Below are 24,609 nucleotides of genomic sequence, written 5' to 3'. Positions count from 1 at the left end.
AGATGCTTAAACCCAAGCTAAAAATGCGGTTGGGGGACCTGCTGGTTCACGAAGGCATTATTACCGAAGCCCAGCTACAGCAAGCGCTGGCGCAACAACAAAAAACCGGTCGTAAACTGGGTAACAGCCTGATCGATCTGCAGTTGCTGACCGAAGACCAGTTGCTTCGTTTTCTGGCTCAGCAGTTAAACGTCAGTCTGCTCGACATCAGTCAACGTCAGATAGACCCCAATGCGGTTGCTCTGTTGCCTGAAGTGCACGCCCGCAGGTTCCGTGCCCTGGTGCTGGAAGATCGCGGCGCTGAAGTATTGCTTGGCATGAGCGACCCGGCCGATTTGTCGGTGCTGGACCAGATTGCTCCGATGCTGGCGCCGAAACACATCGCTATTGCCATTGTTCCCGAAGCTCAGCTGATCAGTGCATTCGACCGCTTGTACCGGCGCACCAAAGAGATTGAGAGCTTCGCCACTCAGCTGAAACAGGAATATTCCGAAGCCGAAGAGCTGGATTTTGGCGCACTGAATGACGAAGCCGACAATGACAACACCATCGTCAAACTGCTGCAGTCCATTTTCGAAGATGCGGTGCAGGTGCGTGCTTCCGATATTCATATAGAACCAGACGAAAAATTGCTGCGGATCCGGCAGCGGGTTGACGGCGTTTTGCAGGAAAACGTATTAAAAGAAGTCTCCATCGTGCCCGCACTGGTGTTGCGCTTAAAGCTGATGGCACAGCTGGATATTTCAGAAAAGCGGCTGCCGCAGGACGGACGCTTCCAGATCAAAATCAAAGGCCGTACCATCGACGTACGGATGTCGACCATGCCGGTGCAATACGGTGAGTCTGTGGTCATGCGTTTGCTTGATCAGTCGGCGGGCTTGCTGACGCTGGAGCAAACCGGCATGCCTGATGCGTTGTTAAAAAGGTTGCGGCGCATTTTGAAGACCCCTCACGGCATGATCCTGGTGACAGGGCCGACAGGCTCAGGCAAAACCACCAGTTTGTATGGCATGCTGAGCGAGCTGAATCAGTCCGGCAATAAAATTATTACGGTCGAAGACCCTGTGGAATACCGCTTACCCCGCATCAATCAGGTTCAGGTGAACCAGCGTATAGGTCTGACCTTCAGCAATGTGTTAAGAACCAGTTTGCGGCAAGACCCGGACATTATTATGGTCGGTGAGATGCGTGACCATGAGACCGCTGAAATAGGGCTGCGTGGCGCTTTAACTGGTCACTTGGTGTTGTCGACTTTGCACACCAATGACGCGATCAGCAGTACCTTACGTTTGATTGATATGGGTGCACCCGATTATCTGGTGGCCAGTGCCATGCGAGCCATTCTGGCTCAGCGTCTGGTGCGGCGTTTGTGCCCCCATTGTAAAAAGCCTTATACCCCGGATGCTGCAGAGCTAAGCTGGCTGGCGCATAAATCCATGGCCGCCAATCCGCAATTCTGGCGCGGAGAAGGTTGCCAGAGTTGTAACCACACCGGCTATTCAGGCCGGATTGGTGTGTTTGAGCTTCTGGTGATGAATCGTGAACTGGCCGATGCGCTGCGGCGTAAAGATCTGGACGCCTTTGCGCAAGCCGCTCGTGCCAACGAAGGCTTTCAACCCTTGGGTGATATGGCTCTTCACTATGCGTTGGATGGGCTCACCAGTCTGGAAGAAGTGATCAAAGTGTCAGAATATCTGGAGCTGGAAGCAGAAACTCCGGCAGTTGAGTTGCAGGCTGACTGATGGCGACTTATCAATACACGGCGCGGGACCGGCAAGGTCAATCAGTCAGTGGGACGCTGGAAGCGGGCAGTGAGACAGCCGCTGCCGATGTGTTGATCAAACGCAGCCAAATCCCTATCCGCATTCAGCTGCTGCAGGATGCGCAGGAAAAAGCGGAGTTTGTCTGGCCCTGGCAGCGTGTCAACCTGACAGACCTGATTGTGTTTGCCCGGCAGATGTATTCACTGACCAGAGCTGGAATTCCTATTATTCGGGCCATAGTCGGGCTGGCAGAAAGTACCAGTTCCAAAGCGCTGCATAAGGTGTTGCTGGATTTAGCCGACCAACTGGAAAAAGGCCGCACCTTATCGGTCGCCATGGCGCAGCACCCGAAAGAGTTCAGTCGGCTGGTGGTGTCCATTGTGCACGTGGGTGAAAATACCGGCCGGTTGGATCAAGCCTTTTTGCAGTTGTCCGGCTACTTCGAACAAGAGCTGGAAACCCGCAAGCAGATTAAACAGGCGACCCGTTACCCCAGCTTTGTGTTGTTTGCGTTGGTGGTTGCTATGGTGTTGATGAACATGATGGTGATCCCGCAGTTTGCGGCGATGTTTTCCCGCTTCCATGCCGAGTTGCCATGGGCAACCCGCTTTTTGCTGGCAAGCTCCAATATGTTTCTGAATTATTGGGGGCTGATGCTGGCGGTGTTGATTGGTGGCATTTGGGGCTTGAAACTCTATCTGGCCAGTCCGCAAGGCAGCTATCAATGGAGTTACTGGAAGCTGCGCCTGCCGTTAATGGGGTCTATTATCAAGCGGGCAACTTTGGGCCGCTTCAGCCGCAGCTTCGCCATGATGCTGAAAGCTGGTGTGCCGCTGACCTCGGCGTTATCTCTGGTGTCGGAAGCCGTCGACAATGATTTTATGGCGGAGAAAATCCGCGAGATGCGGAAAAACATTGAACGCGGTGAAAGCCTGCTTAGGGTGTCATTAAACAGTGAGTTGTTTACTCCGTTAGTCCTGCAAATGCTGGCCGTTGGTGAAGAAACCGGTCAGGTGGATGAAATGCTTGGTGAAGTGGCCAGCTTTTATGAACGTGAAGTGGCTTATGATTTAAAGGGCCTGACCGCCAAGATAGAACCTGTTTTAATTTGTATTGTGGCTGTGATGGTGTTGATTTTAGCCCTTGGTATTTTTACACCTATGTGGGACATGATGAACGCTTATAAAAAAGGTTAAAAAATTTGCAAAGGAATTGGAAAATTTATAACTTTGGTCACAAATACCAGTTAGAATGCGAAAAAACCATAAATTTATAACCTAGGGGTGTGAAGTGAAAAAGATGAAACGTCAAAGTGGTTTCACTATTATCGAAATTATCATCGTGGTGATCATTCTTGGTCTGTTGGCTGCGACGGCATTACCGCGTTTTTTAAACGTAACTGAGCAAGCTGAAGATGCGTCTATCGACGGCATTGCCGGTGGTTTTGCTTCTGCGGTTGGTCTGGTGCGTGGTCAGTGGGAAGTGGCAGCTCGCCCCAATGGTAACTTTGATAACGGTGGCACTTTATCGCCCAATGGTACTTTTGTGACTGTGGATGGTGTGCAGGTGGCAGTCAATGCGGCATCTGGCACAGGGGTGGTCGCTGGTTTCCCTACGGGCACTCCAAGAGCGGACAGCCGCATCAGCAGCATGGATCATGATCAATGTCGCAATGTGCTGAATCTGATTATGCAAAATGCGCCAACTTCGGTGGCGCAAACCAGCGGTGGTGTGACATTAGCCAATATTACCGGCTCCAGCCTCTTTGTTCAGGTTGATTCCAGTCAGTGCTATTACTACCAGACCAATGGTTTGTCGGCGGTTCCTGCTGCGGGTGATACCAACTCATTAAACGGCTTTATCTACAATCCGGCCACAGGGGCCGTGACAGTATTTAAAAACAAGGCATAACGGTTTTAGTTAATCAGAGGTAGAAGAAGTATGAATACTATCAATAAAGCTCAACAAGGTTTCACTCTGGTGGAACTGATTATTGTGATCGTGATTTTAGGTATTCTGGCCGTAACTGCAGCGCCGCGGTTTTTGAATTTCCAGAGCGATGCCAAAGCCTCGGTACTGTCAGGCATTGAAAGCAGTCTGCGTGCTGCTGTTAGTCTGGTAGAAGGCAAAGCCATTATTTCTGGCCAAAATACAGCTCCGCTGTCTTGTTTTGTTAACAACGCGGTGGTTGAAGCTTCTGACACCGAAATCACTGCTGGAACTTGCGCTAACGGTGAAGATATTGCGTTCGGAGCTCCGGCCGACATCGTGGCTTCATTAACTGCAGCAGCTGAATTCACCGGTGGTATCGTGCTGCATGACAACACCACAGGTGCAGCATTAAATCCACAGTTAGCAGTGACAGACGGTACTGTGGTTCTGGGTAACAACCTGCAGGATTTACGCAATGGCACCTGTATTGTGACTTACACTGCTGCGACCTCAGCTACTGCTCGTCCTACAATCGTTGTTACCAACACTAACTGCGACTAATTAGGCTGATAAGTTAAGGTGAGGGTATGCGAAGCCGAGCTTCCGGGTTCACCTTAATCGAGCTGATTATTGTCATAATTTTGCTCGCTATTGTTTCTGCCACGGCCATTCCCCGTTTATCGGGGAAGGCTGGGGTGGAAGAAGTCACACTGCAAGATCGTTTATTGTCCCAATTGCGTTTGAGCCAAACTCAGGCGATGCAAAACACCTCTTCCTTCCGGCTTTTTAATGTTACAGCCTCTGGTTTACCAGAAGCGGGCAGCCAGCTTCAGCTTCGTCTGTTTGACCATAAAAGCAGTGGTGGAAATGCGGTCAGTCAGTTTTGGTTTAATGCCTATGGTCAGCCAGGTTTTGTTACCGGCAATCCTGCGACTTTCACTCAGGCCGTTAATGGCCTGCGCTTTGAAATTTCCGGCGCTACCAGTCAGAAGCTTTGCATTGAATCTGAAGGGTATATCCACCCATGTTAAAGCCTGTTGCAGCTAAGGGTTTTACTCTGCTCGAAATCATTATCGGCATTGTGGTGCTGGGTATTGCCCTGGTGGTGATTACCGGCGCTTTGGGCCCCTTATTTAAACAATCCACCGACCCCTGGCATCAGGTGCGGGCTGCAGAATTGGGCCATAGTCTGCTGAATGAAATTATGGCGCGTAGCTTTGATGAAAACTCCGATCGTGCTGCTGGAGAGTATCGATGCGGAGACAGCGGTTATCTGGCCTGCAGTAATTTTTGCAATGACACCAGTGTCAATCAGGCTGAAGCCGAAGACAGGGAGTTTTTTGATGACGTCGACGATTTTAACGGCTTAACCCTGAGTGGCAACGATATCATTAACAGCAGCACTTCCCTGGCTGAGTTGTACAGTGGCTACAGCGCTACGGTGGTCGTATCCTGCGCAGGCACTGAATTAGGTTTTGCCAACGAGCAACTGAAAAAAATAAAGGTGACCATCACCACGCCAACGGGTCAGAGCATCGGGTTTTCTGCTTACAGGGGGAACTGGTAATGCCCAGACCTGCAGCTGGTTTTACCCTGGTCGAATTGATACTGGTGATTGTGTTGTTGGGTATTGTGGGAACTGCAACCTTTAGTTACCTGGGACTGGGGGCGCAGATGTATGCCGATGCCGCAGACAGGGAAAAATTATTAAGCCAAAGCCGTTTTGCTGTAGAGCGGCTGACCCGCGAACTACGCAATGTGGTGCCGAACAGTGTGCGTGTTTCTTCTGAAACGGGTAAAAATTGCATTGAATTTGCGCCATTGATCAGCGCTGGCCGCTACAGCCCTGGCATTGCTTCGGGCGCTGTGACTTTGTTCAGCCCGGCGGGCTGGACCGAACTGACCAGTTATAGTCAGCCTTTATTTATGACTGTGTACCCAGTGGATGCATCTACAGATATTTATCAGCAAGGACGGGTAGCGAGCTTATTAAACCTGTCTGCAACCGGCAACGAACTGAGTGTGACTGCTAGTTTTGCGACCACCCCCAGAGACTCTCCCAGTGCCCGTATGTATTTTTTTGGCTTGCCCGTGGCCTATTGCCAGGAAGGTGCTGAGCTTTACCGTTATCAAAGGACTGGGTTAGACCAGCCATTGTCCGGCCGGACCTTAATGGCAGAGGCTTTGGATACTGAGTTTTATGTCGCCGAACCGCCATTTCAGTATCAGGATAGTCTGGTGCTGACCCGCAATTCGGTGGTGCATATCCGGCTGGCTTTTAAATCCTTGTTTGCTGACCGGTTGGTATTTAATCAGGAGATCCATATTCCCAATGTCCCCTGAAATTTATCCATCCAGCCAGAAGCAGCAGGGCAGCGCCATCGTTGTCGCCTTGTTTGTGATTGTGGTTATGGGCCTGCTGGTGGCCAGCATGTCGCGGTTTCTGCAGACCAGCTCTGAGACCATCAGTTATGAAGTGTTGGGAACCCGTGCTTTTTTTGCCGCGCAAACAGGGTTGGAACAAGGCTTAGTGCAGCTGTTTCCTGTGGGGGCAACAGGGAATTACTGTAAAGTGGCCGACACCGGCTATACCGGCAGTGCGGCAGACACCAATAGCCTTGCCAGTGCCGATTTGGCAGGCTGTAGCTTTAGTTTGAGTTGTAGCTCGGGGCGGCAGACGCTGGATGCGACGGCTGTCGTGTATTACCGTCTGACCAGTGTTGGCAGCTGTACTGCAGGTTCAATCAGTAGTCAGCGCACTGTCAGTATTGAAGTCTGGCAATAGAAAGGTAATCACCAATGGCGACAGTTAGTCCATTCGCTTTCATCCGGCTTAGTTTTATGGCTCTGCTGCTTGGCGTAGTGCTAATGTCGAACTGCATCGCTGCGACGGTCAATTTAAATCCACCTAGTCGCCCTGCAGTCTGCAGCGGAAACCAGGGGAGCTGGGACGGGTCCACTTATGTTTGTACTTGGGGGCAGCCGTTTACTGTGGCATCCGGTGACAAAGTGCTCTCGACAAGTAACATCAAAATTCTGTCTTACAGTGGTTTCGACCTGGTGAACGTGACACTTGGAGATAGCGGTTCAACCATCAATCTTGAAGCCCAGGGCAGTAATATCACCCGGCTAACAGGCTCTACATTGTACGGTTCTATCCTGGGCTCAAGCAATAATGTGCGGCTGATGACTGGAACTGTGGTGATGGGCGCCGTTAATGTGACGGGCAATTTTCAAGGGGATGGAGCCACTATCTATGGTGCGGTCAGCGCCAATAATGGCATTAGTGCTTCAAACACCACGTTTCACAGCAACCTTAGTTCTTCCAACAGTTCCATTACCCTGACTGGTGGCAGGGTAAAAAATAATGTCACAGTGACAGCCCAAACCCTGACGGCGACAGGCACTGTCTTTGAAGGCAATATCACAGCCAATGGCAATGTAGTGTTAACTAATGCCACGGTCAGCGGCAAAGTCACCAGCACTGCCAACACAGTCAAAACTACGAACTCTGTGATTGGCAACGGGATCAGTGGTTACAGCGGTATTCAGGTTACCGGTGGGACTATTGCGGGGGACCTGAGATCGAGCTGCAACAATGTCATTCTGACCAATACCACTATGACCTCAGGCACTATTCAGACCACGCCAAATTTGGGCAGTGGCTGCGGTGCCGACCGGGTGGAATTTAATAACAGCACCATTAACGCCAATATTCTCGGCGGGCCGAACAATGTGGTGTTAAATGACACCGACTACACAGGAAACATTCAGGCCAGGTTTAATGTCACGCTGAACGACAGCACACTGTACGGCAATATCTATGGTGAAACCAATTACGATCTACAAAAGGTAAAACTGCAGGATTCCTTCGTTTATGGTTCTGTTACTGTAGGCACTTCCTGGCAGACAATTGAAGGCAACTGGCCCAACAGTGCTATATACGGCGAATGTACATACCATACAGTGCAGCCTCAGCCTTTATGTCAGGATGAACCGCCAGCTCCTGCTGGGGTAAACCATTTCCGCCTGAGTTACCCAGTGCAAGGGATCACCTGCCAGTCTTCAGCGGTGCTGATTGAGGCTTGTGCAGATGCATCCTGCTCAAGCCGTTACACCGATACAGTGACACTTACCCTGAGCGCAAACAATGGCGGGGCCTGGATTGGTGGTAATCAGATTACCTTGAGCAATGGCATGGCGACCAAGTACCTGAGTAAAACCAGTAGTGGAGATTCTGTCCTGGGGATCAGTGCGGCCAGCGTGACGGCCAGTGCAGCAGCAGTCTGCCTTGAGGGGACAACCACAGACGCGGCCTGCAGCCATAGTTTTCTCAATACTGGCTTGCGGTTCAGCACTATCCCGAATCAGGTGGCAGGGCTTGCCAGCCCCAGCAAAGTCAAACTGCAGGTGGTGCGAACTGACACCAATACAGGCGCTTGTGTGGCCAGAGTGACGCCCTCAAGTGCGGTGCAGTTTGGTTATCAGTGCGTCAATCCAACCAGCTGTATTACTGGCCAGAGTTTTACCGTGGACACAACAGCTATTGCGGACAATCCAGCGTCCACAGTCAGCCAGTACACCAGCATCAACAGAAGCTTTAACAGCAGTGCAGAAACTGAATTTACCATTCAATACTCTGACGCTGGGCAGCTGAGACTGCATGCACGGCTGGCACTGGCGGCGTCCGCTAATGAACCTGCTGTCACTCTGGTGCAGGAATCGAACAGCTTTGTCACTCGCCCGCATACATTGGTCGTGGTAAATGCGTTTTATGAGGATGAATCAAATAGCATCAGCAAACCAAATCCTGGAACCACAACAGAGGCAGGACAGTTTATTGCTTCAGGTGATCCCTTTAGCGTTGTGGTGGAAGCACGCAATGCTTCTGGCAATACTACGCCGAACTTCGGCCAAGAACGCGACTTAGTGCTAAATGTAGCCAAACCAGAACTTATTGATGTGGCCCAAGACATTGCAGAGTTGGTTTATCCCAGCGCCAGCAATCCTGGAAACCTAAGCAGAAATGATGGCGCTGAGACTACAGTATTGACAGGTGGTCGCCAGGAAATTAAAGGGGTACGCTGGAATGAAGCAGGAACCATTAAGCTTACTGCACGCCTGGCAAATGGGAGTTACCTGGGCTCTGGAGATGTGGTAGCAAAACCTGCAAGCGCTAATATAGGCCGTTTTTATCCTGCGGAGTTTCAACTCTCGGCATCCAGCAACATTATGGATGCATGCACAGAATTTACCTATATGGACCAACCTGCAATTCAGCTGGCTTATCAGCTGCAGGCCCTCAATCGCCAGGGAAATATCACAACAAACTACAATGCAAACTACCAGCATAAATATGGCATTCATTTTGTTGCTGCCAATGGTGGTTCGTCAGTTAATCTGGCGAGTCGTTTACAGCGATTGGATACAAATGGCGACTTACACCCAATTACCCCTGAAGCTTGGAACAATGGGGTGTCGCAGCCACTTACAACAAGTTGGACAGACGTGAGATTTGTCAAGCCTAACCCTGTAACACCTATTCCTGCTGGCGACGGCATGTTCAGCAACTTGAAAGTTGGGGTGACAGTCATCAAACCTGATGAAACAGAAGACGAGACTGTATTGGCTGGGGTCGATATGGCTTTTGAAGGCTGCCTTGCAAATGAGAATTGTGCTGTTGCGCTCACTGGTGATCTGGATGTGCGTTATGGCCGCCTGATGATTGAAGATGCCTTTGGCCCTGAAGATGAAGACCTGCCGATACAATTTGTGACTCAGTATTGGGATCCGAGTACACATAGTTTTGTCCGCAATACCGAAGACCAGTGCTCGGCTATTAATGCCACGCATCTTGCCGTAACCGGAGTGGTCACTACAGCGTCGGGAAATACGACGGTGACGAATGGCCTGAATCCGCCGCGAAGTATTATGTTGTCTGCGCCAGGTGCGCCCGGCAGCGCTGTGATGGAGTACGATTTGCAAACGGGCGGTATCAGCTATCTTGGTTATCCATGGACTGGCGGAACCAGCAATCAGAACCCGAAAGCAGAAGCAATATTTGGGCGTTACCGCGGCAATAAGCGGCAGATTTACTGGCAGGAAAAACTAAACTAAGCCTGTGCGAGCACAGGATGTCGTCGAGGAAACGACGTTTAGTGCTCTGGGCAGATCGCTGATTTAAACTGAATCCCACCCAGCTGGTCTTTTTTGCCTTTCCAGCAAAACTTTCCACAACTTTCAGGGTCCATCCTTCGAAACAATTGGCTTTTCAATGGCTTTGGTTTAATTTGGACAAAAGCAAAGATAAAGCTATGTTCCCGGCCAATTGTTACTTAAAATAAGCAGCATTTTTTGACCGCCTTTGCGTCACCACACCAAGTTAAAAGGATTAGTCTGTTCCATGTTAAACAAATTACGTGGCCTGTTTTCGAACGATCTGTCTATCGATCTGGGGACAGCCAACACCCTGATTTACGTTAAAGACCAAGGTATTGTATTGAATGAACCTTCTGTGGTGGCGATTCGTCAGGAGCGCACAGGGGGCCCGAAAAGTGTGGCCGCTGTCGGTCATGCCGCCAAACGTATGTTGGGTCGTACCCCTGGCAATATCAAAGCCATTCGTCCGATGAAAGACGGTGTAATCGCCGACTTCTATGTGACAGAAAAAATGCTGCAGCATTTTATCAAACAAGCGCACAGCAACAGCTTCTTACGCCCAAGCCCACGGGTTCTGGTCTGTGTTCCTTGTGGTTCTACTCAGGTAGAACGCCGTGCTATTCGTGAATCTGCCCAGGGCGCCGGTGCCCGTGAGGTGTATCTGATTGATGAGCCAATGGCCGCTGCTATAGGTGCAGGTTTACCTGTGTCTGAAGCCACTGGTTCTATGGTGGTGGATATCGGTGGTGGTACCACTGAAGTTGCTATCATCTCGTTAAACGGTGTGGTGTATTCCTCTTCTGTGCGTATCGGTGGTGATAAGTTTGACGACGCCATCATCAACTACATCCGTCGTAACTACGGCATCCTGATTGGTGAAGCCACGGCAGAACGTATTAAAACCGAAATCGGTTCTGCCTACCCAAGCGACGAAATCCTGGAAATTGAAGTGCGTGGCCGTAACCTGGCTGAAGGGGTACCGCGCAGCTTTACCATGACCAGCAACGAAATTCTGGAAGCTTTACAAGAGCCGCTGGCTGGTATCGTCTCTGCGGTCATGGTGGCACTGGAGCAGTCTCCACCAGAGCTGGCGTCAGATATTTCCGAGCGCGGTATGGTGCTGACCGGTGGTGGTGCTTTATTACGTGACTTAGACCGTCTGCTGATGGAAGAGACCGGTATTCCTGTGGTGGTTGCTGATGACCCGCTGACCTGTGTGGCGCGTGGTGGTGGTAAAGCCCTGGAAATGATCGATATGCATGGCGGTGACGTGTTTAGTTACGACTAAACCGCCCGGCAGCGTCTGAATGAAACCTATCTTTGAGCGTGGCCCCTCATTGCCGCTGCGATTATTTTTTGCAGTGCTATGCAGTGTCGGGCTAATGGCACTGGACAAATTTACCGACAGTTCCACTCAGCTGCGCAGTTACCTGACTGCGCTGGTCAGCCCTTTGTATTACGTGGCCAATCTACCGCAGGCGCTGTTATCCGACGCCTCGGCCCAGTTCAGTTCGCATCAGCGACTGCTGGAAGAAAACCAGAAACTGCGTGAAACCCTGCTGCGGCAAAATACCCAGGTGCAGCGTTTCCAGTTTTTGCAGCAGGAAAACGACAAGCTGCGCTCCTTGTTAGGCTCAGTGCCTGTCACCGAAAGCAAGCGCCTGGTGGCGGAAGTGCTGGCGGTGTACAGCCATCCGTTCAGCAACCAGATCGTGATCAACAAAGGCAGCAAAGACGGTGTGGTCGCACAGCAGCCATTATTGGATGACCTGGGTGTACTGGGGCAAATCGTCAGTGTCGGGCCGACCAGCAGCAGAGCTTTGCTGATTTCGGACACCACCCATGCTATTTCGATGCGGATTGAACGCAACGGTGACCATGTGGTGGCGGAAGGCATGGGGCAATCGGACCAGCTGCGGCTGATGCACTTACCGCACAGTGCCGACATTCAACAGGGTGACAAACTGCTCACCTCCGGCCTGGATGGCATTTTCCCTGAAGGCTACCCGGTGGCTGAAGTGGTGCGGATTAACAAAGACGCACAGCAACCATTTTTGCAGGTCTATGCCCGGCCTTATGCACAGCTGGATCGCATTCGTTATGTCTTATTGGTCTGGCCTAAAGCCAAACCAGAAATCGATCAGCAAATTGCACCGCCTGAAGCGGACACAGCAGCCGTCGCCGGAGCCCACTGATGGATAAATCCTACCGCTTGTATCTGGTGTATGCGTCGCTGATTGTGGCGCTGGTGCTGGCTGTGGTGCCTCTGCACTCTATTGTCAAACTGTTCAGGCCTGATTGGCCTTTGCTGGTGCTGCTGTACTGGGCTTTGGCGTTGCCGAAGCGGGTCAGTATCGGCACCGCCTTTATCACAGGTTTTGTGCTGGACGTTTTAGTGGGCACTGTGCTGGGTGTGAATGCACTGGCTTATTCGGTCATTATCTATTTTTGCTCGTCACATCATTTGAAGATCCGCAACTTTTCGGTGTTGCAACAAAGTCTGGTGGTGGCGCTATTTCTGGCCTTTAACCACTTGCTGGTGTTCTGGCTCAGCCACTTCCTGACTGACGTGACTTTTAACCCTGCTTATTTGTGGCCTGTACTGACTGGCGCCTTTATCTGGCCCTGGCTGTTCTGGTTGCTGCGCCGCATTCGCCGGCAATTTAAAATCCACTGAGGTTTCTGATGATAGCTCTGGCATCTGCCTCGCCGCGCCGGCGGGAATTATTAACCCAGCTGGGCCTGAGTTTTGTTGTGGTCAAAGGCGATATCGACGAAAGCCAACTGCCTGGTGAAACGCCTGAGCAGTATGTGGTGCGGCTGGCCAAAGGCAAAGCTCAGGCCGGGTACGCCCATCAAAGCGCCCCATTACCAACTTTAGGTGCCGATACCATCGTTGAAATTGATGGTCAGGTGCTGGGCAAACCGACAGATTTTGCCGATTTTCAGCGCATGATGCAGTTACTGTCTGGCCGCCAGCATCGGGTGCGCACGGCGGTGGCGCTGTGCTGCGGTGAGCGTACCGAAAGCGTTTTGGTGAGCACCGAAGTCAGCTTCACCCTGTTGTCGGAGCACGACATACTGCAGTATTGGCAAAGCGGCGAGCCAGCCGACAAAGCGGGTGGTTATGGCATCCAGGGCAAAGCAGGGCGTTTTGTCACAAAGCTTTCAGGCAGCTATTTTGCCGTGGTTGGGTTACCCTTGTTTGAAACCGAACAACTGCTGAAACAACAGGGAGTGCTGGCATGAGCGCAGAGTTACTGATCAACGTCACTCCCAGCGAAACCCGGGTTGCGCTGATTGAAAACGGTGTGCTGCAGGAAGTGCATATCGAGCGTCAGGCCAAACATGGTCTGGTCGGCAATATCTATATGGGCAAAGTCAGCCGGGTGTTGCCAGGCATGCAGGCGGCCTTTGTCGACATTGGTCTGGATAAAGCGGCCTTTTTGCATGCGTCCGACATTATCTCCAGTGAGCTGCAAATCGCCGAGCCAGAATCGGTCAAACCTGCGGCCGTAAAAGACATCCGTTTGCTGGTGCATGAAGGCCAGTACCTGCTGGTGCAGGTGGTGAAAGACCCGCTGGGTACCAAAGGCGCCCGCCTGACCACCGACATTACCTTACCCAGCCGTCATCTGGTGTTTATGCCGGGCTCCAGCCATGTCGGTGTGTCGCAGCGTATTGACAGTGAAGCCGAGCGTCAGCGTTTAAAAGACATCGTCAGTGCCTGCCTGGATGAATCCGGTGGTTATATAGTGCGTACCGCAGCCGAAGGCGCCGGTGAAGATGAGCTGGTGCAAGACGCACAGTTTCTGAAAAAACTCTGGGCCAAGGTGCAAAAGCGCAAGAAAAATGCCCGCAAAGAAACCATGCTGTATGAAGAGCTGACACTGGCGTACCGCATTTTACGTGACTTTGTCGGGTCGGACTTAGAGCGGGTGCGGGTGGACAGCAAACTGACCTTCCAGCAACTGCTGAGCTTTACCGAAGAATTTGTGCCGCAAATGACCGACAAGCTGGAGTACTACCCAGGCGAGCGGCCGGTGTTTGATCTGTTTGACGTTGAAAACGAAATTCAGCGCGCGCTGGAGCGCAAAGTGATGCTGAAAAGTGGTGGTTACCTGATGATTGATCAGACCGAAGCCATGACCACCATAGACGTCAATACCGGCGCTTTTGTTGGCCACCGCAATTTAGAAGAGACCATTTTTAACACCAATATTGAAGCCACTCAGGCGATAGCCCGTCAATTGAGGCTGCGTAATCTGGGCGGTATTATCATTATTGACTTTATCGACATGCAAAGCGAAGAACACCAGAAAAGGGTTTTGCACAGCCTGGAAGTGGCGCTGGGTCGGGATAAAACCAAAACCAATATTCATGGTTTTTCTGCCCTGGGTTTGGTGGAAATGACCCGTAAACGGACCCGCGAAAGCCTGGAGCATGTGCTCTGTGGGGAGTGTCCGGTTTGCAAAGGCCGTGGCAGTCTGAAAACAGTGGAAACCGTTTGTTTTGAAATTTTGCGGGAAATTGTCCGGGTCAACCGGGCTTATGTCGCCGACAAATTTATGGTCTATGTGTCACCTTCAGTACGGGATATGCTGACTAATGATGAATTTCACAGCCTGGCTGAACTCGAAGTCTTTATTGGCAAGCAAATCAGTCTGGTGACTGAACCGGCGTACAGTCAGGAACAATTTGACGTCGTCATGATGTAACAGCGAACAAAGAGAGCCGCAGTGCGAAGTATCCGACAGGCCTTTTGGTATTGCCTGCACAAAGTCTGGATTGTTTTTGCTATCGGTGTGGTGCTGATGGCCGCACTGGTGTCTGCGCTGCGTTTGGGCTTGCCTTATGCACCCGGCTACAAAACCGATATCGAACAATGGATAAAAACTGAATACGGCACTGAAGTGCGGATTGGCGCTTTGTCTGCCGGCTGGCAGGGCACAGGCCCGGCTTTGGTACTGCAGCAGCTGCAGGTACTGGACAGTCAGCAGCAACCTCAGCTGAGCGTGGATGAAATTGGTGTGCGGCTGGATTTCTGGCGCAGCCTGTCGAACATGAAACTGACCGCTGCCCATTTTGAACTCTCTGGCCTGACGTACCATGTGGAAGCCCGCCGCTGGCTTGGCTCTGGGGTCAGTAAACCGGCCGACAATCAGCAACTGTTTCAGGCACTGCAGGACTTATTCTTCAAGCAGTTACGCCAGTTTTCTGTCATTCACAGCAAACTGGTGTTCAGCACAGAGCAAGACGACGACATTGAGCTGAACATCAAAGCGCTGAACTGGCAGAACGATTCAGACCGTCACCAGGGCTGGGGCGAAGTGTCAGTCGCTGGCGTAACCGCCAACACCTTGTCCTTTATCGTCGACTTGAACGGCGAAGCGCATGAAGCCAATGGCCAGCTCTATCTGGCCAGCCAGCAACTGGATTTGCTGCCCTGGTTTCAGCAATTGATGCCACAAACCCGCAAACTGAACAGTGCCAAGCTGAACTTTGCCGCCTGGGGCGATATTAAAATGGGCAAGCTGCAGCAAATTGATGTGGCCCTGTCAGACAACAATGTCGGCTGGTTAAAAGACGGCGTCTGGAACAAAGTGGCGCTGTCGGACGGCTACCTGCAGTGGAAGCCAACCAAACAAGGCTGGACTTTAACCTCCAGCCCCATGCAGTTAAGCACCACCTCTGAGCAATGGCCTGATCTGCAGTTCCAGCTGAGTCGGAATCAGGACAACTACCATGCCTCCTTACAAAACCTGCAGCTGGCGGTGGCGCAGCCGTTATTGCAGCTGTTTGCTGACGATTCAGAACAGCTGAAACAACTGCTGGAATACCAGTTGGATGCCCGGGTGAAACGCTTGGATCTGCAGACAGAAGGTGACCAATGGTACCTGTCGTCTGTGTTTGACGGCCTGACATCCGCGCCAGTCGGCGATATTCCCGGTGTGCATGCGCTGGAAGGGCAACTGTTGGCGTCGGCTTATTTCGGTGCGCTGGATTTAACAGGCAAAGACGCCACGTTGAGCTGGGGCAACGCCTTCAGCCACGGCTGGCCTTATCAGGGATTAGAGCTGTCTGCGGCCTGGCGTAAACGGGCCGGCAACTGGCAGGTATTACTGCCGTCGCTCAGCCTGTGGCGAGACAGCTTTGGCGTTGAAGCAGAAATGGTGCTGAACCTGGACGACAAGCCAGATATGGATTTAGTCGCCGAACTGAAAAACGTGCCGGTCACTGAAGCTGAGCATTTCTTCCCGCTGCACCATATGCCGCAATCCGTCATTAAGTATTTAAAGCCCGCCTTGCTGTCCGGCGATGTCAGCTTGGGCAAAGTGCTGTGGTCCGGTGAATTTGGCCAGTACCCTTACGCTGAACATAACGGCACTTTCCAGGCGCTGGCGTCCGTGGTGGGCGCTGAGTTTCAGTTTGACGCCGATTGGCCCAGCCTGACCGAGTTGTCGGCTGAGCTACTGTTCGAAAACGCCAGCATGACCATTCAGAGCCAGGCCGGTTTCCTGGTCGATGCGCCGGTACAACAAGGTGTCACAGTCCGTATTCCGGATTTGTTCCATGCCTCAGATTTACTGATAGATATTAAACAGCAATTGCTGGCGGAACAGGTCACCACTCTGATGCAGGCGTCGCCCATGCATGACTCGGTGGGTGAAACCCTGGCTTACCTTGGTGTGACGGGCCCGGTGCAGGGCAATGTGTCGCTGTCGATTGGTCTGGACCACCCAGGCGTGCAGGTCAAAGGCGATATCGACTTTCAGAACAACGGCCTGAATTTATCCGGTCCTGCACTGACCGGCGAAAACCTGACCGGCCGCTTGAGCTTTGACAACGCCCGGGTGCAGGCCGATGCGCTGGATATGACGCTGTCGACCATTCCGGTGCAATTCAGCTTACGGGGCGAGCAACAGGAGCAGGGTTATCAGGTGTCGCTGCTCAGCCAGGGCCTGCAGAATAGCCAGGAGTTGCTGCTGGCGCTGGCGCCAGAGTTTGAATCTTATGCGCAGGGGCCGCTGAGCTGGCAGTTTAAACTGGACCTGCAACTGGCCGGCGAGGGCTACCAGTATCAGTCTGATTTAGAGCTGGATTTCGCCGACACTGAGCTGAAACTGCCCAACCCGTTAGCCAAAGCGGTCGGACAGCCCGGGTCGGTTTTTGTCTCCACCCAAGGCAACCAGGACAGCAGTGTCATTGCATTAAATTACCAGGACCTGCTGTTTTTTGACGCCAATTATCAACATCAGCAAAACCAGGTCAGCCAGGCCCAGCTCAGCCTTGGTGAGCGGATGGAGCCGGGCTCCGCGCCGCCAGGTTTTACCATTAACGCTAATCTGGAACAAACCGATTTTGTGCCCTGGCTGGGGCTAATTCAGCATCAGATCACGGCATCCGCCGCCAAAGAAGATTCGCCGATGCCGCCGCTCAGTAAAGTCAGCGCGAAGGTTGCCAGGCTGAACTTGGCAGACGAGCTGCAACTAGACAACCTGCAGCTGGAGATGGTGCCAGCTGATCAGCACTGGCAGCTGAAACTGCAATCGGACCAGGCCAAAGGCGTGGCCATGCTGGCGAAAGACCTGCAGCAAGGCGGTATTGCCGCTGAACTGGATTTTTTAAAGTTGTTCCCATACGACACGGCTGCCGCTGAAGCCAAAGCACTGGCTGAGGCCGAAGAGTTGCAGAAGCTGACGAAAGAACAACAAATTGCCAAAGCGCTGGCCGAAGTGGTGCCGCCAAAACCTATGCCCTGGTTGGCTGACTTACCGCCGCTTAGCCTGAATTGTAAAAGCTGTGTGTTTGGCCCTTATGATTTAGGCCAACTGAAGCTGAAGACCCATTCAGACGGCCAGAGTCTGAGCATTGATCAGTTTGAATCCCGCTATAAAAAGCACCAGCTGAACCTGACCGGGCGTTGGGTGAAAGACGAAGCCGCTGGCCGCACCACGGTAGATGCAGAAATCAAAAGTCCGAATTTTGGTGAGCTGATGCAGGACTATGATCTGACGTCCGCGGTGGCTGGCAGTGACGGTGAAGTGCAGTTTAAACAAATGAGCTGGGACGGCGGACCGACCCAGTTTAACTACGCCACCCTGGCGGGTGATTTACACTGGCGTTTAGGCGAAGGCTCCTTGTCGGAAGTCAGCGACAAAGGCGCGCGCTTATTGTCGGTGTTCAGTCTGGGTTCCCTGGTGCGTAAGCTAAAACTGGATTTTCGCGATATTTTCTCCAAAGGCTTTTTCTTCACCGAAATGACCGGCGACCTGAAGCTGGACAAAGGCGTAGCCCATACCAATAACAGTAAAGTGGAAGGCGCTGCCGGTAATATTGAAATTCAGGGCTACGCTGATTTAGTTACCCGTCAGCTGGATTACCAAATGGCGTTTTTACCTAAAGTCACTTCCAGCCTGCCTGTATTGGTGGCGCTGCTGCAATTTAACCCGGCCACAGGGCTGGCGGCGCTGGCACTGGACGAACTGGTCGAGTCGGCTGAAGTGGTGTCGAAAGTGAATTTTGCCGTGACAGGTAATTTTGCCGCGCTTCAGGTGACCGAAGTGGCACGCCATACCACAGAAATAGAAATTCCACGCTCTGAGCTGTTAAAGGCCGAACAGGAAAAACGCCGGCAGCTGCAGGAGCAACAGCAGCAGAACCAGCCGCCTAAACCGAAAGCCGACAGCACGAAAAAGGACAAAGCCAATGGCTGAGTGGCGTTTATCGGCGGTACAGCTGACCAGCGGCCCGGACTGGCAGCAGAACCTGGCCAAAGTGCGGGCCTTAATGGCGCAGTTGCCGCGGGCAGCACAGCATTTGGTGGCGCTGCCTGAAGGTGTGGCGCTGTTTGCCGGGCCAGATGGCCTGAACCTGCGCCTGGCCGAGCCGCTGGGCCACGGGCCTATGCAGCAGGGGTATGCCGGTTTGGCGCGTGAATTTGGCTGTTATTTGCTGGTGGGCACCCTGCCAACCCAAAGCGCAGATCCGGCCAAATTTTCTGCCAGTAGCCTGCTGTACAGCCCGGCTGGTGAACTGGTTGCCGATTACCAGAAAATTCATTTGTTCGACGCGTTGGTCAACGACAGCAGCAAGCAGTATCAGGAGTCGGCCAGCACGGCGGCTGGCCACAAGGTGACACTGGCCGCGGTGGACCAACTTAAGCTAGGCCTGATGATTTGCTACGATATGCGCTTTGCCGGGCTGGCCCAGCAACTGGCACAGCAAGGCATGAATGTGCTGGCCGTACCTTCAGCCTTTACTGTGGTGACAGGGCAGGCGCATTGGGAAACCTTATTACGGGCCAGAGCCATAGAAACCCAAAGTTTTGTGCTGGCCCCGGCGCAGGCAGGCACTCATGCCAATGGCCGCCAGACCTATGGCCACAGCCTGATTATCGACCCTTGGGGCCATATTTTGGCAGAAGGCGACAGCAACAGCGAGATGGTGCTGACAGTGCTGGTCGACCTGGAGCAATGCCGCCAACTGGCTGAGAAAATGCCTGTGCGGCAACACAACAGATTTAATAGTGAGCTGATGAAATGAGCAATGTGGAATTTAACCTGTTAGAAGCCAGCGAGCTGAAGGCAGACGACTTACAGCAAACCCTGGGTTTTTTATTTGCCCATCAGCTGGATTACGCCGACTTGTATTTTCAGTCCAGCGTGCATGAATCCTGGGCGCTGGAAGACGGCCTGGTGAAAGAAGGCTCATTTAATATTGAACGTGGTGTGGGTGTGCGCGCTATCAGCGGTGAAAAAACCGGTTTTGCTTATGCCGACGCTATTTCACTGCAGGCATTAAACCAGGCGGCCAGTGCCGCCCGCGGTATTGCGGCGGCAGGCCAACAGGGCCAGGTAAAAGCCTTTAGCCGGGGCAACACGCCACAAATTTATTTACCGGTGGAGCCGTTGCAAAGCCTAGATAACACCGCCAAGGTGGACTTGCTCAAACAAGTGGATGCCTTTATTCGCACTTTGGACAACCGCGCTGAGCAAGTGAGTGTCAGCTTAAGTGGTGTGTACGAAGAAATGTTGGTGGCGGCATCCGACGGCACCTTCGCCACGGATATCCGGCCTTTGGTGCGGCTGAACTGCTCAGTGCTGTTGCAGCACAATGGCCGCCGCGAGCGTGGCAATGCCGGTGGTGGTGCCCGGCTGGATTACCAGTATTTTTATGAAAACGTAGACGGCGAACCGCGCTGGATGGGGTATGCCCGCGAAGCCGTGCGGATGGCGCAAGTGAATTTAACCGCAGTGGACGCACCGGCTGGCACTATGCCGGTGGTACTGGGCAGTGGTTGGCCAGGCGTGTTATTGCACGAAGCGGTAGGCCACGGCCTGGAAGGTGACTTTAACCGCAAAGGCTCGTCGACTTTTGCTGGCCGTATTGGCGAACAAGTGGCGTCCAGGCACTGCACTATTGTGGACGACGGTACTCTGGCACACCGCCGTGGCTCACTGAATATCGACGACGAAGGCACAGCCAGCCAGTACAACGTGCTGATCGAAAACGGCATTTTGAAAGGCTATATTCAGGACAAACACAACGCGATGCTGATGGGCGTAGCCCCCACAGGCAATGGCCGCCGTGAGACCTTTGCTCACCTGCCAATGCCACGCATGACCAACACCTATATGCTGGCCGGTGATTACGCGCCGGAAGAAATTATTGCGTCGGTGGAAAAAGGTATTTATGCGCCTAACTTTGGTGGTGGCCAGGTGGATATCACTTCCGGCAAGTTTGTGTTTTCGGCCAGCGAAGCCTACCTGATTGAAAACGGCAAAATCACCCAACCAATTAAAGGCGCTACTCTGATTGGTAATGGCCCGCAGGCGATGCAGCAAGTGTCGATGGTGGGCAATGATTTACGGCTGGACAGCGGTGTAGGCGTGTGTGGCAAACAAGGTCAGAGCGTGCCGGTTGGCGTTGGGCAACCTACCTTAAAACTGGACGCCATGACGGTAGGCGGCACCGCCTGACGAAAAAAAGCTGGGCCAAAGCACCGTTTTACGGCAAGATCTGGGGCCGGAGCCTTAACTCCGGCCCCAAACTTTTTATGGAATGAGAACAGAGCCTGTATGCTACAGACCCTATTAAACCGTCGTCGTCTGGCCCGGTTAGCCAAAACCAATCTGGTGGCTGAAACCGTTTCGGTGCTGAGTTCGGCGCTGGACTACAAACAAAAAGTGCTGGAGCTGATTGGCAGTGCGCAGCAGCGCATTGTGATCACCGCGTTGTATTTGCAGGCCGACGAAGCGGGCGAAGAGGTGTTACGTGCCTTGTTTGCAGCCAAGCAGCGCAACCCGCAGCTGGATGTGACTGTGTATGTGGATTACCACCGCGCCCGGCGAGGTTTAATTGGCCAGGAAGGCGCCCGCACCAACAACGATTTTTACCGTGATATTGCCAAAGATTACGAGCTGCCTATTCAAATCATCGGCGTACCGGTGAAAAAGCGCGAGCTGTTTGGCGTACTGCATTTAAAAGGCTTTGTGTTTGACCAAACGCTGCTGTACAGCGGCGCGTCACTGAATAATGTTTACCTGGCGCAGCAAGGCCGTTATCGCGCCGACCGTTATTTACTGCTAAGCAATAAAGCACTGACCGACGCCGTGGTGCACACCCACCAGCAGCTGTTTGGCGACGCGGAGCAAACACCACCACTGCTGACCGATGAGGTCCAGCTGAAAGACGCGGCGAAAAAACAAAGCCGCAACTGGCTGAAGCACGCCAAAACCATGCACTACGGTTTAGCCGACAACGCCGACGCGCCGCTGCGTGCGGCTTTGTTGATGGGGCTGGGCCGGCGCGACAATGAGCTGAACACCAGTATTCTGGCCATGCTGGCTCTGGCGCAGCGGGATGTGTTTATTTACACACCATACTTTAACCCGCCACTGGCGTTGTCGCGTGCGCTGCGTAAATGTTTACAGCGTGGTGTGCAGGTGACTATTGTGGTGGGGGATAAAACCGCCAACGATTTTTATATTCCACCAGGCCAGCGTTTTAGCAAAATTGGCGCGCTGCCGTACCTGTACGAAACCATTTTGCGCAAGTTCCTGCGCGCGAATCAGAAGTTTATCGACGCTGGTTTGCTGACGGTGAAACTGTGGAAACACGAGGACAACAGTTACCACCTGAAGGGCCTGAGTGTGGACGGTGACAAGCACCTGTTTACCGGCCACAACCTGAACCCACGCGCCTTTGCGCTGGATTTTGAAAACGGTATTTATGTGGAAGACGAGCTGCAGCAGTTAAAACCGGTGCTGGAGCAGGAAAAAGCGGTGATCACCGCCCACGCCAAAGCCATTCACCATTACCGCGACATTGAAACCATCAGTGATTACCCGGAAGCCGTGCAAAAGCTGCTGGCCCGCATCGGCCGCATTGGCGGCACCTTAGTGGTGAAGCGGCTTATTTAACCGCCCGCTGCCATCCGGTTGCTGTGGTAGGGGCGCCGTTTACTGCGCCCTTTAATCCAATATTTTAACCCTGTGCCGGTATGTGTATTCCCATCAGGCGGCAGGGCAAACCAGCCAGGGGCAACTACTGCGTTCGCCCGTTCGCGCCTCCCGCGCTCACTTTTGATTGCTCACTACGCAGTTACCAATGTCTGTTTTGCTGGATGGCTGGTTTGTGCCAAAAGCAAACAGATGCAGATAGGCATTGGTTTCGATAAGCCCTAAAAACCACTGGTGAAAAACCCAGCCAACCACCCCGGAGTTAAACTCCGGACAACTCGCGTACAGCGAGTACGTATTTTGTCCGGCTGGCCTTTGGCGCATTCGAAAAAATTGGTTGAAAAATAGGGACTTCGGCAGTAGCTTGGTATAAGTAAACATCAGCAAAGAAGGCAAAAAAACTTCCGACTTGCGGGCGTTTTGCCTTTGAATAAGCGTTAGCACTCTATAGGAGAACATCAGATTTTGTATGACGTTGAAGTGTTGAAAAAAAGAATCCTTTGGCAATGGAGAAGGATACGTTATTTGCTGAAGCGTTTTCATAAACGGAACTCAGCCTTAATAAGCTATCCGACATATATAACTGCATTGATAGTACTGGTGTTCGTTACGACTTCATTTTCGAAGAATATTTTTGTAATGCCCATGAATGAAATAGGTGATTCATTGGCTGGGTTCGCGGGCGTACTTGCATTTCTATGGATTATTGTAACAGTTCTCTTACAGAACAGAGATTTGAAATTACAGTATGAAGAAATAAAGGATATGAAGCGGGCAAGTGAAAGCCAAGCGCGTTCGTTGAAATCAGCTGAAATATTTAAGGCCTTAGAATATATAGAGTTTAAGTTTGAAAGAATAAGCCCAAGGATAGAAGAGTGTCGAGACAGGGTTAACAATGAAATAAAGGAATTTATTGAAACATACGAAACGGGTAGAAATCCACGCGCGCACTTCGATCCACAAAAGGACATTTGTGAAATTTGGGGATATTTCAGAAAACCAGATGTAAAGAATGAAATTTTCTACCCGTTAGAATCAGTTCGCGATGATTTTGACTATGTTGCGTATTTAAAACTTGAAACGATTGTACGCAATATGAAGTATGTCTTGGATGCTTTAGATGGCCTTACAAGAAATGCTGACTCTGAAATAAAAGCCGATCTATCAAGCACAATTGAAACCTGGGAGCAACTTCTACAGGTTCACTGGTATCGGGAGTGGAGAGTCTATTTACTTCACATTGAAACAGTTGTGAAGAAGGCTATTGTTGAATATGAAATTGGAAATGATATCGCGCGGGCTGCAATAAAATGGAGCCTCGAGCGTGAAGAAGAGTGCTAACAAAGCGCTGCTACGGAAAATTTACTCGCTGGCGCTCCCAAATTTCCGCAGAGCGCGGCGTTAGGCAATTAAAATGGCATCGTTCGTAGGAACCAACAAAGAATTCCGTAGGTATATAGGCCCGAGGTTGAGAAACCTTGTGCAGCAATTTACCAAAAGCCATAAAGCTGAAGTTTCCGCTTGTGAGCACTGTGGTTCAAAGGAAAATCTAGAGTCTGCTCATGTGCATGGACGAGATAGGAATGAAATAATAGATTTGATCCTCAAGGATTATACCTACAACGGTATTGCGACCGTGGATATTGAAAAGTTTGAAGAACGATTCAAAGACGAACATTTTCCTTTAGAGAGATCAATTCTGATTCTTTGTCAGCCTTGCCATAAAAATTACGACCATAGTATTCCAGTGAATGATAAAGCAGACATATCGGACTGGCAGGAAATTACAGGTCCGCTTTCAGAGGTGATTAGATCTCGCACAGATTATCTACCGATAACACTAGAGCCTGGAGATCCTGAGCTTTTCAAGCAAGAGCTTTTAGTAACAAAGCTCGCAGAAATAGAGACGACTTACAAAGACGGCCGAATTGAAACAAAAAAATGGAATGCGGCCAATTTAGGAATTTCGTCAAACGTCTTTGGCAATTTGCGTTCTCGCTTTGAGTTTAGAGCTGGAAATTGGCAAGACAAAGATATTGTAAAAGTTCATGTGAGGATCAAGCGCAATGCTTAATAAGCCAATGCACGCGGAGCTAGCTCCGCTGCTTGGGGCGTTACGCTGGATAAGGATAAAAATTGAAGAAGATTGCCATCTTTGTCGATGTTCAGAATGTCTACTACACCACGCGACTGTAGTGGCACACTGAATTTGGCCACCTGATTAGAGGTGTTATGATCCACCTCGTAAGCAATTAGGTGACATGATGAACAAAAAGACAAGACCCACATTC

Annotated in this window: 22 protein-coding genes; 20 read left to right on the top strand and 2 right to left on the bottom strand. The window is 51.7% G+C overall.

What is annotated here, in order from left to right; translation table 11 throughout:
• The first annotated feature begins 2 nt into the window (after nucleotides 1-2).
• The 18 genes from ACFO3I_RS00110 (at nucleotide 3) to pssA (ending at nucleotide 22,279) form a co-directional block, all read left to right on the top strand.
• Nucleotides 3-1,742: a GspE/PulE family protein gene (locus tag ACFO3I_RS00110; protein WP_377330696.1), complete on the top strand. Its 1,740-nt coding sequence runs from the start codon at nucleotides 3-5 to the stop codon at nucleotides 1,740-1,742.
• The gene (locus ACFO3I_RS00105) at nucleotides 1,742-2,959 is read left to right on the top strand and encodes a type II secretion system F family protein (protein WP_377330693.1); all 1,218 of its coding nucleotides are present in this window, start codon (nucleotides 1,742-1,744) and stop codon (nucleotides 2,957-2,959) included. Before ACFO3I_RS00110 ends, ACFO3I_RS00105 begins: the two co-directional genes overlap by 1 nt.
• 103 nt (nucleotides 2,960-3,062) lie before the next feature.
• Nucleotides 3,063-3,674, top strand: a complete 612-nt coding sequence (locus ACFO3I_RS00100; RefSeq protein ID WP_377331329.1) for a prepilin-type N-terminal cleavage/methylation domain-containing protein — start codon at nucleotides 3,063-3,065, stop codon at nucleotides 3,672-3,674.
• A 30-nt stretch (nucleotides 3,675-3,704) separates the two neighbouring features.
• Nucleotides 3,705-4,256, top strand: coding sequence for a prepilin-type N-terminal cleavage/methylation domain-containing protein (locus tag ACFO3I_RS00095; protein WP_377330691.1), 552 nt, complete (start codon nucleotides 3,705-3,707; stop codon nucleotides 4,254-4,256).
• 26 nt (nucleotides 4,257-4,282) lie between these two features.
• On the top strand, nucleotides 4,283-4,726 hold the full coding sequence (locus ACFO3I_RS00090; RefSeq protein ID WP_377330690.1) for a prepilin-type N-terminal cleavage/methylation domain-containing protein: 444 nt from the start codon (nucleotides 4,283-4,285) through the stop codon (nucleotides 4,724-4,726).
• Nucleotides 4,720-5,262, top strand: a complete 543-nt coding sequence (locus tag ACFO3I_RS00085) for a type IV pilus modification PilV family protein (protein ID WP_377330688.1) — start codon at nucleotides 4,720-4,722, stop codon at nucleotides 5,260-5,262. The genes ACFO3I_RS00090 and ACFO3I_RS00085 overlap by 7 nt, the downstream gene beginning before the upstream one ends.
• Nucleotides 5,262-6,038 (top strand): PilW family protein, encoded by a 777-nt coding sequence (locus ACFO3I_RS00080; RefSeq protein WP_377330686.1) that lies wholly within the window; start codon nucleotides 5,262-5,264, stop codon nucleotides 6,036-6,038. The genes ACFO3I_RS00085 and ACFO3I_RS00080 overlap by 1 nt, the downstream gene beginning before the upstream one ends.
• Nucleotides 6,028-6,480, top strand: coding sequence for a type II secretory pathway component (locus ACFO3I_RS00075; protein ID WP_377330684.1), 453 nt, complete (start codon nucleotides 6,028-6,030; stop codon nucleotides 6,478-6,480). Before ACFO3I_RS00080 ends, ACFO3I_RS00075 begins: the two co-directional genes overlap by 11 nt.
• A gap of 224 nt (nucleotides 6,481-6,704) precedes the next feature.
• The gene (locus ACFO3I_RS00070; protein ID WP_377330683.1) at nucleotides 6,705-9,812 is read left to right on the top strand and encodes a DUF6701 domain-containing protein; all 3,108 of its coding nucleotides are present in this window, start codon (nucleotides 6,705-6,707) and stop codon (nucleotides 9,810-9,812) included.
• A 286-nt stretch (nucleotides 9,813-10,098) separates the two neighbouring features.
• Entirely contained in the window at nucleotides 10,099-11,142 is a 1,044-nt protein-coding gene (locus tag ACFO3I_RS00065) for a rod shape-determining protein (RefSeq protein WP_046521342.1), read from the top strand.
• Between the two features lie 19 nt (nucleotides 11,143-11,161).
• Complete coding sequence (mreC, locus tag ACFO3I_RS00060; protein WP_377330680.1) at nucleotides 11,162-12,049, top strand: rod shape-determining protein MreC; 888 nt, start codon at nucleotides 11,162-11,164, stop codon at nucleotides 12,047-12,049.
• Nucleotides 12,049-12,531: a rod shape-determining protein MreD gene (gene mreD / locus ACFO3I_RS00055; RefSeq protein WP_377330678.1), complete on the top strand. Its 483-nt coding sequence runs from the start codon at nucleotides 12,049-12,051 to the stop codon at nucleotides 12,529-12,531. Before mreC ends, mreD begins: the two co-directional genes overlap by 1 nt.
• 8 nt (nucleotides 12,532-12,539) lie before the next feature.
• The gene (locus tag ACFO3I_RS00050; protein WP_377330676.1) at nucleotides 12,540-13,103 is read left to right on the top strand and encodes a Maf family protein; all 564 of its coding nucleotides are present in this window, start codon (nucleotides 12,540-12,542) and stop codon (nucleotides 13,101-13,103) included.
• On the top strand, nucleotides 13,100-14,572 hold the full coding sequence (rng, locus tag ACFO3I_RS00045) for a ribonuclease G (protein WP_377330674.1): 1,473 nt from the start codon (nucleotides 13,100-13,102) through the stop codon (nucleotides 14,570-14,572). The genes ACFO3I_RS00050 and rng overlap by 4 nt, the downstream gene beginning before the upstream one ends.
• A 21-nt stretch (nucleotides 14,573-14,593) precedes the next feature.
• Nucleotides 14,594-18,571: a YhdP family protein gene (locus ACFO3I_RS00040; RefSeq protein ID WP_377330672.1), complete on the top strand. Its 3,978-nt coding sequence runs from the start codon at nucleotides 14,594-14,596 to the stop codon at nucleotides 18,569-18,571.
• Nucleotides 18,564-19,400: a carbon-nitrogen hydrolase family protein gene (locus ACFO3I_RS00035; RefSeq protein ID WP_377330671.1), complete on the top strand. Its 837-nt coding sequence runs from the start codon at nucleotides 18,564-18,566 to the stop codon at nucleotides 19,398-19,400. The genes ACFO3I_RS00040 and ACFO3I_RS00035 overlap by 8 nt, the downstream gene beginning before the upstream one ends.
• A complete protein-coding gene (gene tldD, locus ACFO3I_RS00030) occupies nucleotides 19,397-20,836 on the top strand; it encodes a metalloprotease TldD (protein WP_377330669.1) in 1,440 nt (479 codons plus the stop codon). The genes ACFO3I_RS00035 and tldD overlap by 4 nt, the downstream gene beginning before the upstream one ends.
• 99 nt (nucleotides 20,837-20,935) lie before the next feature.
• Nucleotides 20,936-22,279, top strand: coding sequence for a CDP-diacylglycerol--serine O-phosphatidyltransferase (pssA, locus tag ACFO3I_RS00025; protein ID WP_377330667.1), 1,344 nt, complete (start codon nucleotides 20,936-20,938; stop codon nucleotides 22,277-22,279).
• Between the two features lie 156 nt (nucleotides 22,280-22,435).
• Here pssA and ACFO3I_RS00020 read toward each other — a convergent pair whose 3' ends face one another.
• Nucleotides 22,436-22,861 (bottom strand): hypothetical protein, encoded by a 426-nt coding sequence (locus ACFO3I_RS00020; RefSeq protein ID WP_377330665.1) that lies wholly within the window; start codon nucleotides 22,859-22,861, stop codon nucleotides 22,436-22,438.
• Between the two features lie 102 nt (nucleotides 22,862-22,963).
• On the opposite strand from ACFO3I_RS00020, the gene ACFO3I_RS00015 reads away from it, so the two are divergent.
• Together ACFO3I_RS00015 and ACFO3I_RS00010 are read left to right on the top strand one after the other, a co-directional pair.
• Nucleotides 22,964-23,659 (top strand): hypothetical protein, encoded by a 696-nt coding sequence (locus ACFO3I_RS00015; protein WP_377330663.1) that lies wholly within the window; start codon nucleotides 22,964-22,966, stop codon nucleotides 23,657-23,659.
• 139 nt (nucleotides 23,660-23,798) lie between these two features.
• Nucleotides 23,799-24,392, top strand: coding sequence for a hypothetical protein (locus ACFO3I_RS00010; protein ID WP_377330662.1), 594 nt, complete (start codon nucleotides 23,799-23,801; stop codon nucleotides 24,390-24,392).
• Here the strand turns inward: ACFO3I_RS00010 and ACFO3I_RS00005 are convergent.
• Nucleotides 24,389-24,609, bottom strand: a 221-nt coding sequence (locus tag ACFO3I_RS00005; RefSeq protein WP_377330660.1) for a hypothetical protein, incomplete at its 5' end; no start/stop codon positions are given. The two genes, ACFO3I_RS00010 and ACFO3I_RS00005, sit on opposite strands and share 4 nt — an antisense overlap.

It is taken from the genome of Rheinheimera marina, from assembly GCF_042654345.1.
Lineage (GTDB): Bacteria > Pseudomonadota > Gammaproteobacteria > Enterobacterales > Alteromonadaceae > Pararheinheimera > Pararheinheimera marina.
Note: the sequence above shows the minus strand (reverse complement) of the source record. Positions and strands in the feature narration are given on the sequence as shown.

What these genes read in the sequence shown, in the direction of transcription:
- mreD (WP_377330678.1), top strand. Translation starts at nt 12,049, where the DNA reads ATGGATAAATCCTACCGCTTGTATCTGGTGTATGCGTCGCTGATTGTG.
- ACFO3I_RS00035 (WP_377330671.1), top strand. Translation starts at nt 18,564, where the DNA reads ATGGCTGAGTGGCGTTTATCGGCGGTACAGCTGACCAGCGGCCCGGAC.
- ACFO3I_RS00075 (WP_377330684.1), top strand. Translation starts at nt 6,028, where the DNA reads ATGTCCCCTGAAATTTATCCATCCAGCCAGAAGCAGCAGGGCAGCGCC.
- tldD (WP_377330669.1), top strand. Translation starts at nt 19,397, where the DNA reads ATGAGCAATGTGGAATTTAACCTGTTAGAAGCCAGCGAGCTGAAGGCA.
- ACFO3I_RS00065 (WP_046521342.1), top strand. Translation starts at nt 10,099, where the DNA reads ATGTTAAACAAATTACGTGGCCTGTTTTCGAACGATCTGTCTATCGAT.
- pssA (WP_377330667.1), top strand. Translation starts at nt 20,936, where the DNA reads ATGCTACAGACCCTATTAAACCGTCGTCGTCTGGCCCGGTTAGCCAAA.
- ACFO3I_RS00110 (WP_377330696.1), top strand. Translation starts at nt 3, where the DNA reads ATGCTTAAACCCAAGCTAAAAATGCGGTTGGGGGACCTGCTGGTTCAC.
- mreC (WP_377330680.1), top strand. Translation starts at nt 11,162, where the DNA reads ATGAAACCTATCTTTGAGCGTGGCCCCTCATTGCCGCTGCGATTATTT.
- ACFO3I_RS00080 (WP_377330686.1), top strand. Translation starts at nt 5,262, where the DNA reads ATGCCCAGACCTGCAGCTGGTTTTACCCTGGTCGAATTGATACTGGTG.
- ACFO3I_RS00020 (WP_377330665.1), bottom strand. Translation starts at nt 22,861, where the DNA reads ATGAAAACGCTTCAGCAAATAACGTATCCTTCTCCATTGCCAAAGGAT.
- ACFO3I_RS00105 (WP_377330693.1), top strand. Translation starts at nt 1,742, where the DNA reads ATGGCGACTTATCAATACACGGCGCGGGACCGGCAAGGTCAATCAGTC.
- ACFO3I_RS00015 (WP_377330663.1), top strand. Translation starts at nt 22,964, where the DNA reads ATGAATGAAATAGGTGATTCATTGGCTGGGTTCGCGGGCGTACTTGCA.
- ACFO3I_RS00100 (WP_377331329.1), top strand. Translation starts at nt 3,063, where the DNA reads ATGAAACGTCAAAGTGGTTTCACTATTATCGAAATTATCATCGTGGTG.
- ACFO3I_RS00085 (WP_377330688.1), top strand. Translation starts at nt 4,720, where the DNA reads ATGTTAAAGCCTGTTGCAGCTAAGGGTTTTACTCTGCTCGAAATCATT.
- ACFO3I_RS00090 (WP_377330690.1), top strand. Translation starts at nt 4,283, where the DNA reads ATGCGAAGCCGAGCTTCCGGGTTCACCTTAATCGAGCTGATTATTGTC.
- rng (WP_377330674.1), top strand. Translation starts at nt 13,100, where the DNA reads ATGAGCGCAGAGTTACTGATCAACGTCACTCCCAGCGAAACCCGGGTT.
- ACFO3I_RS00095 (WP_377330691.1), top strand. Translation starts at nt 3,705, where the DNA reads ATGAATACTATCAATAAAGCTCAACAAGGTTTCACTCTGGTGGAACTG.
- ACFO3I_RS00050 (WP_377330676.1), top strand. Translation starts at nt 12,540, where the DNA reads ATGATAGCTCTGGCATCTGCCTCGCCGCGCCGGCGGGAATTATTAACC.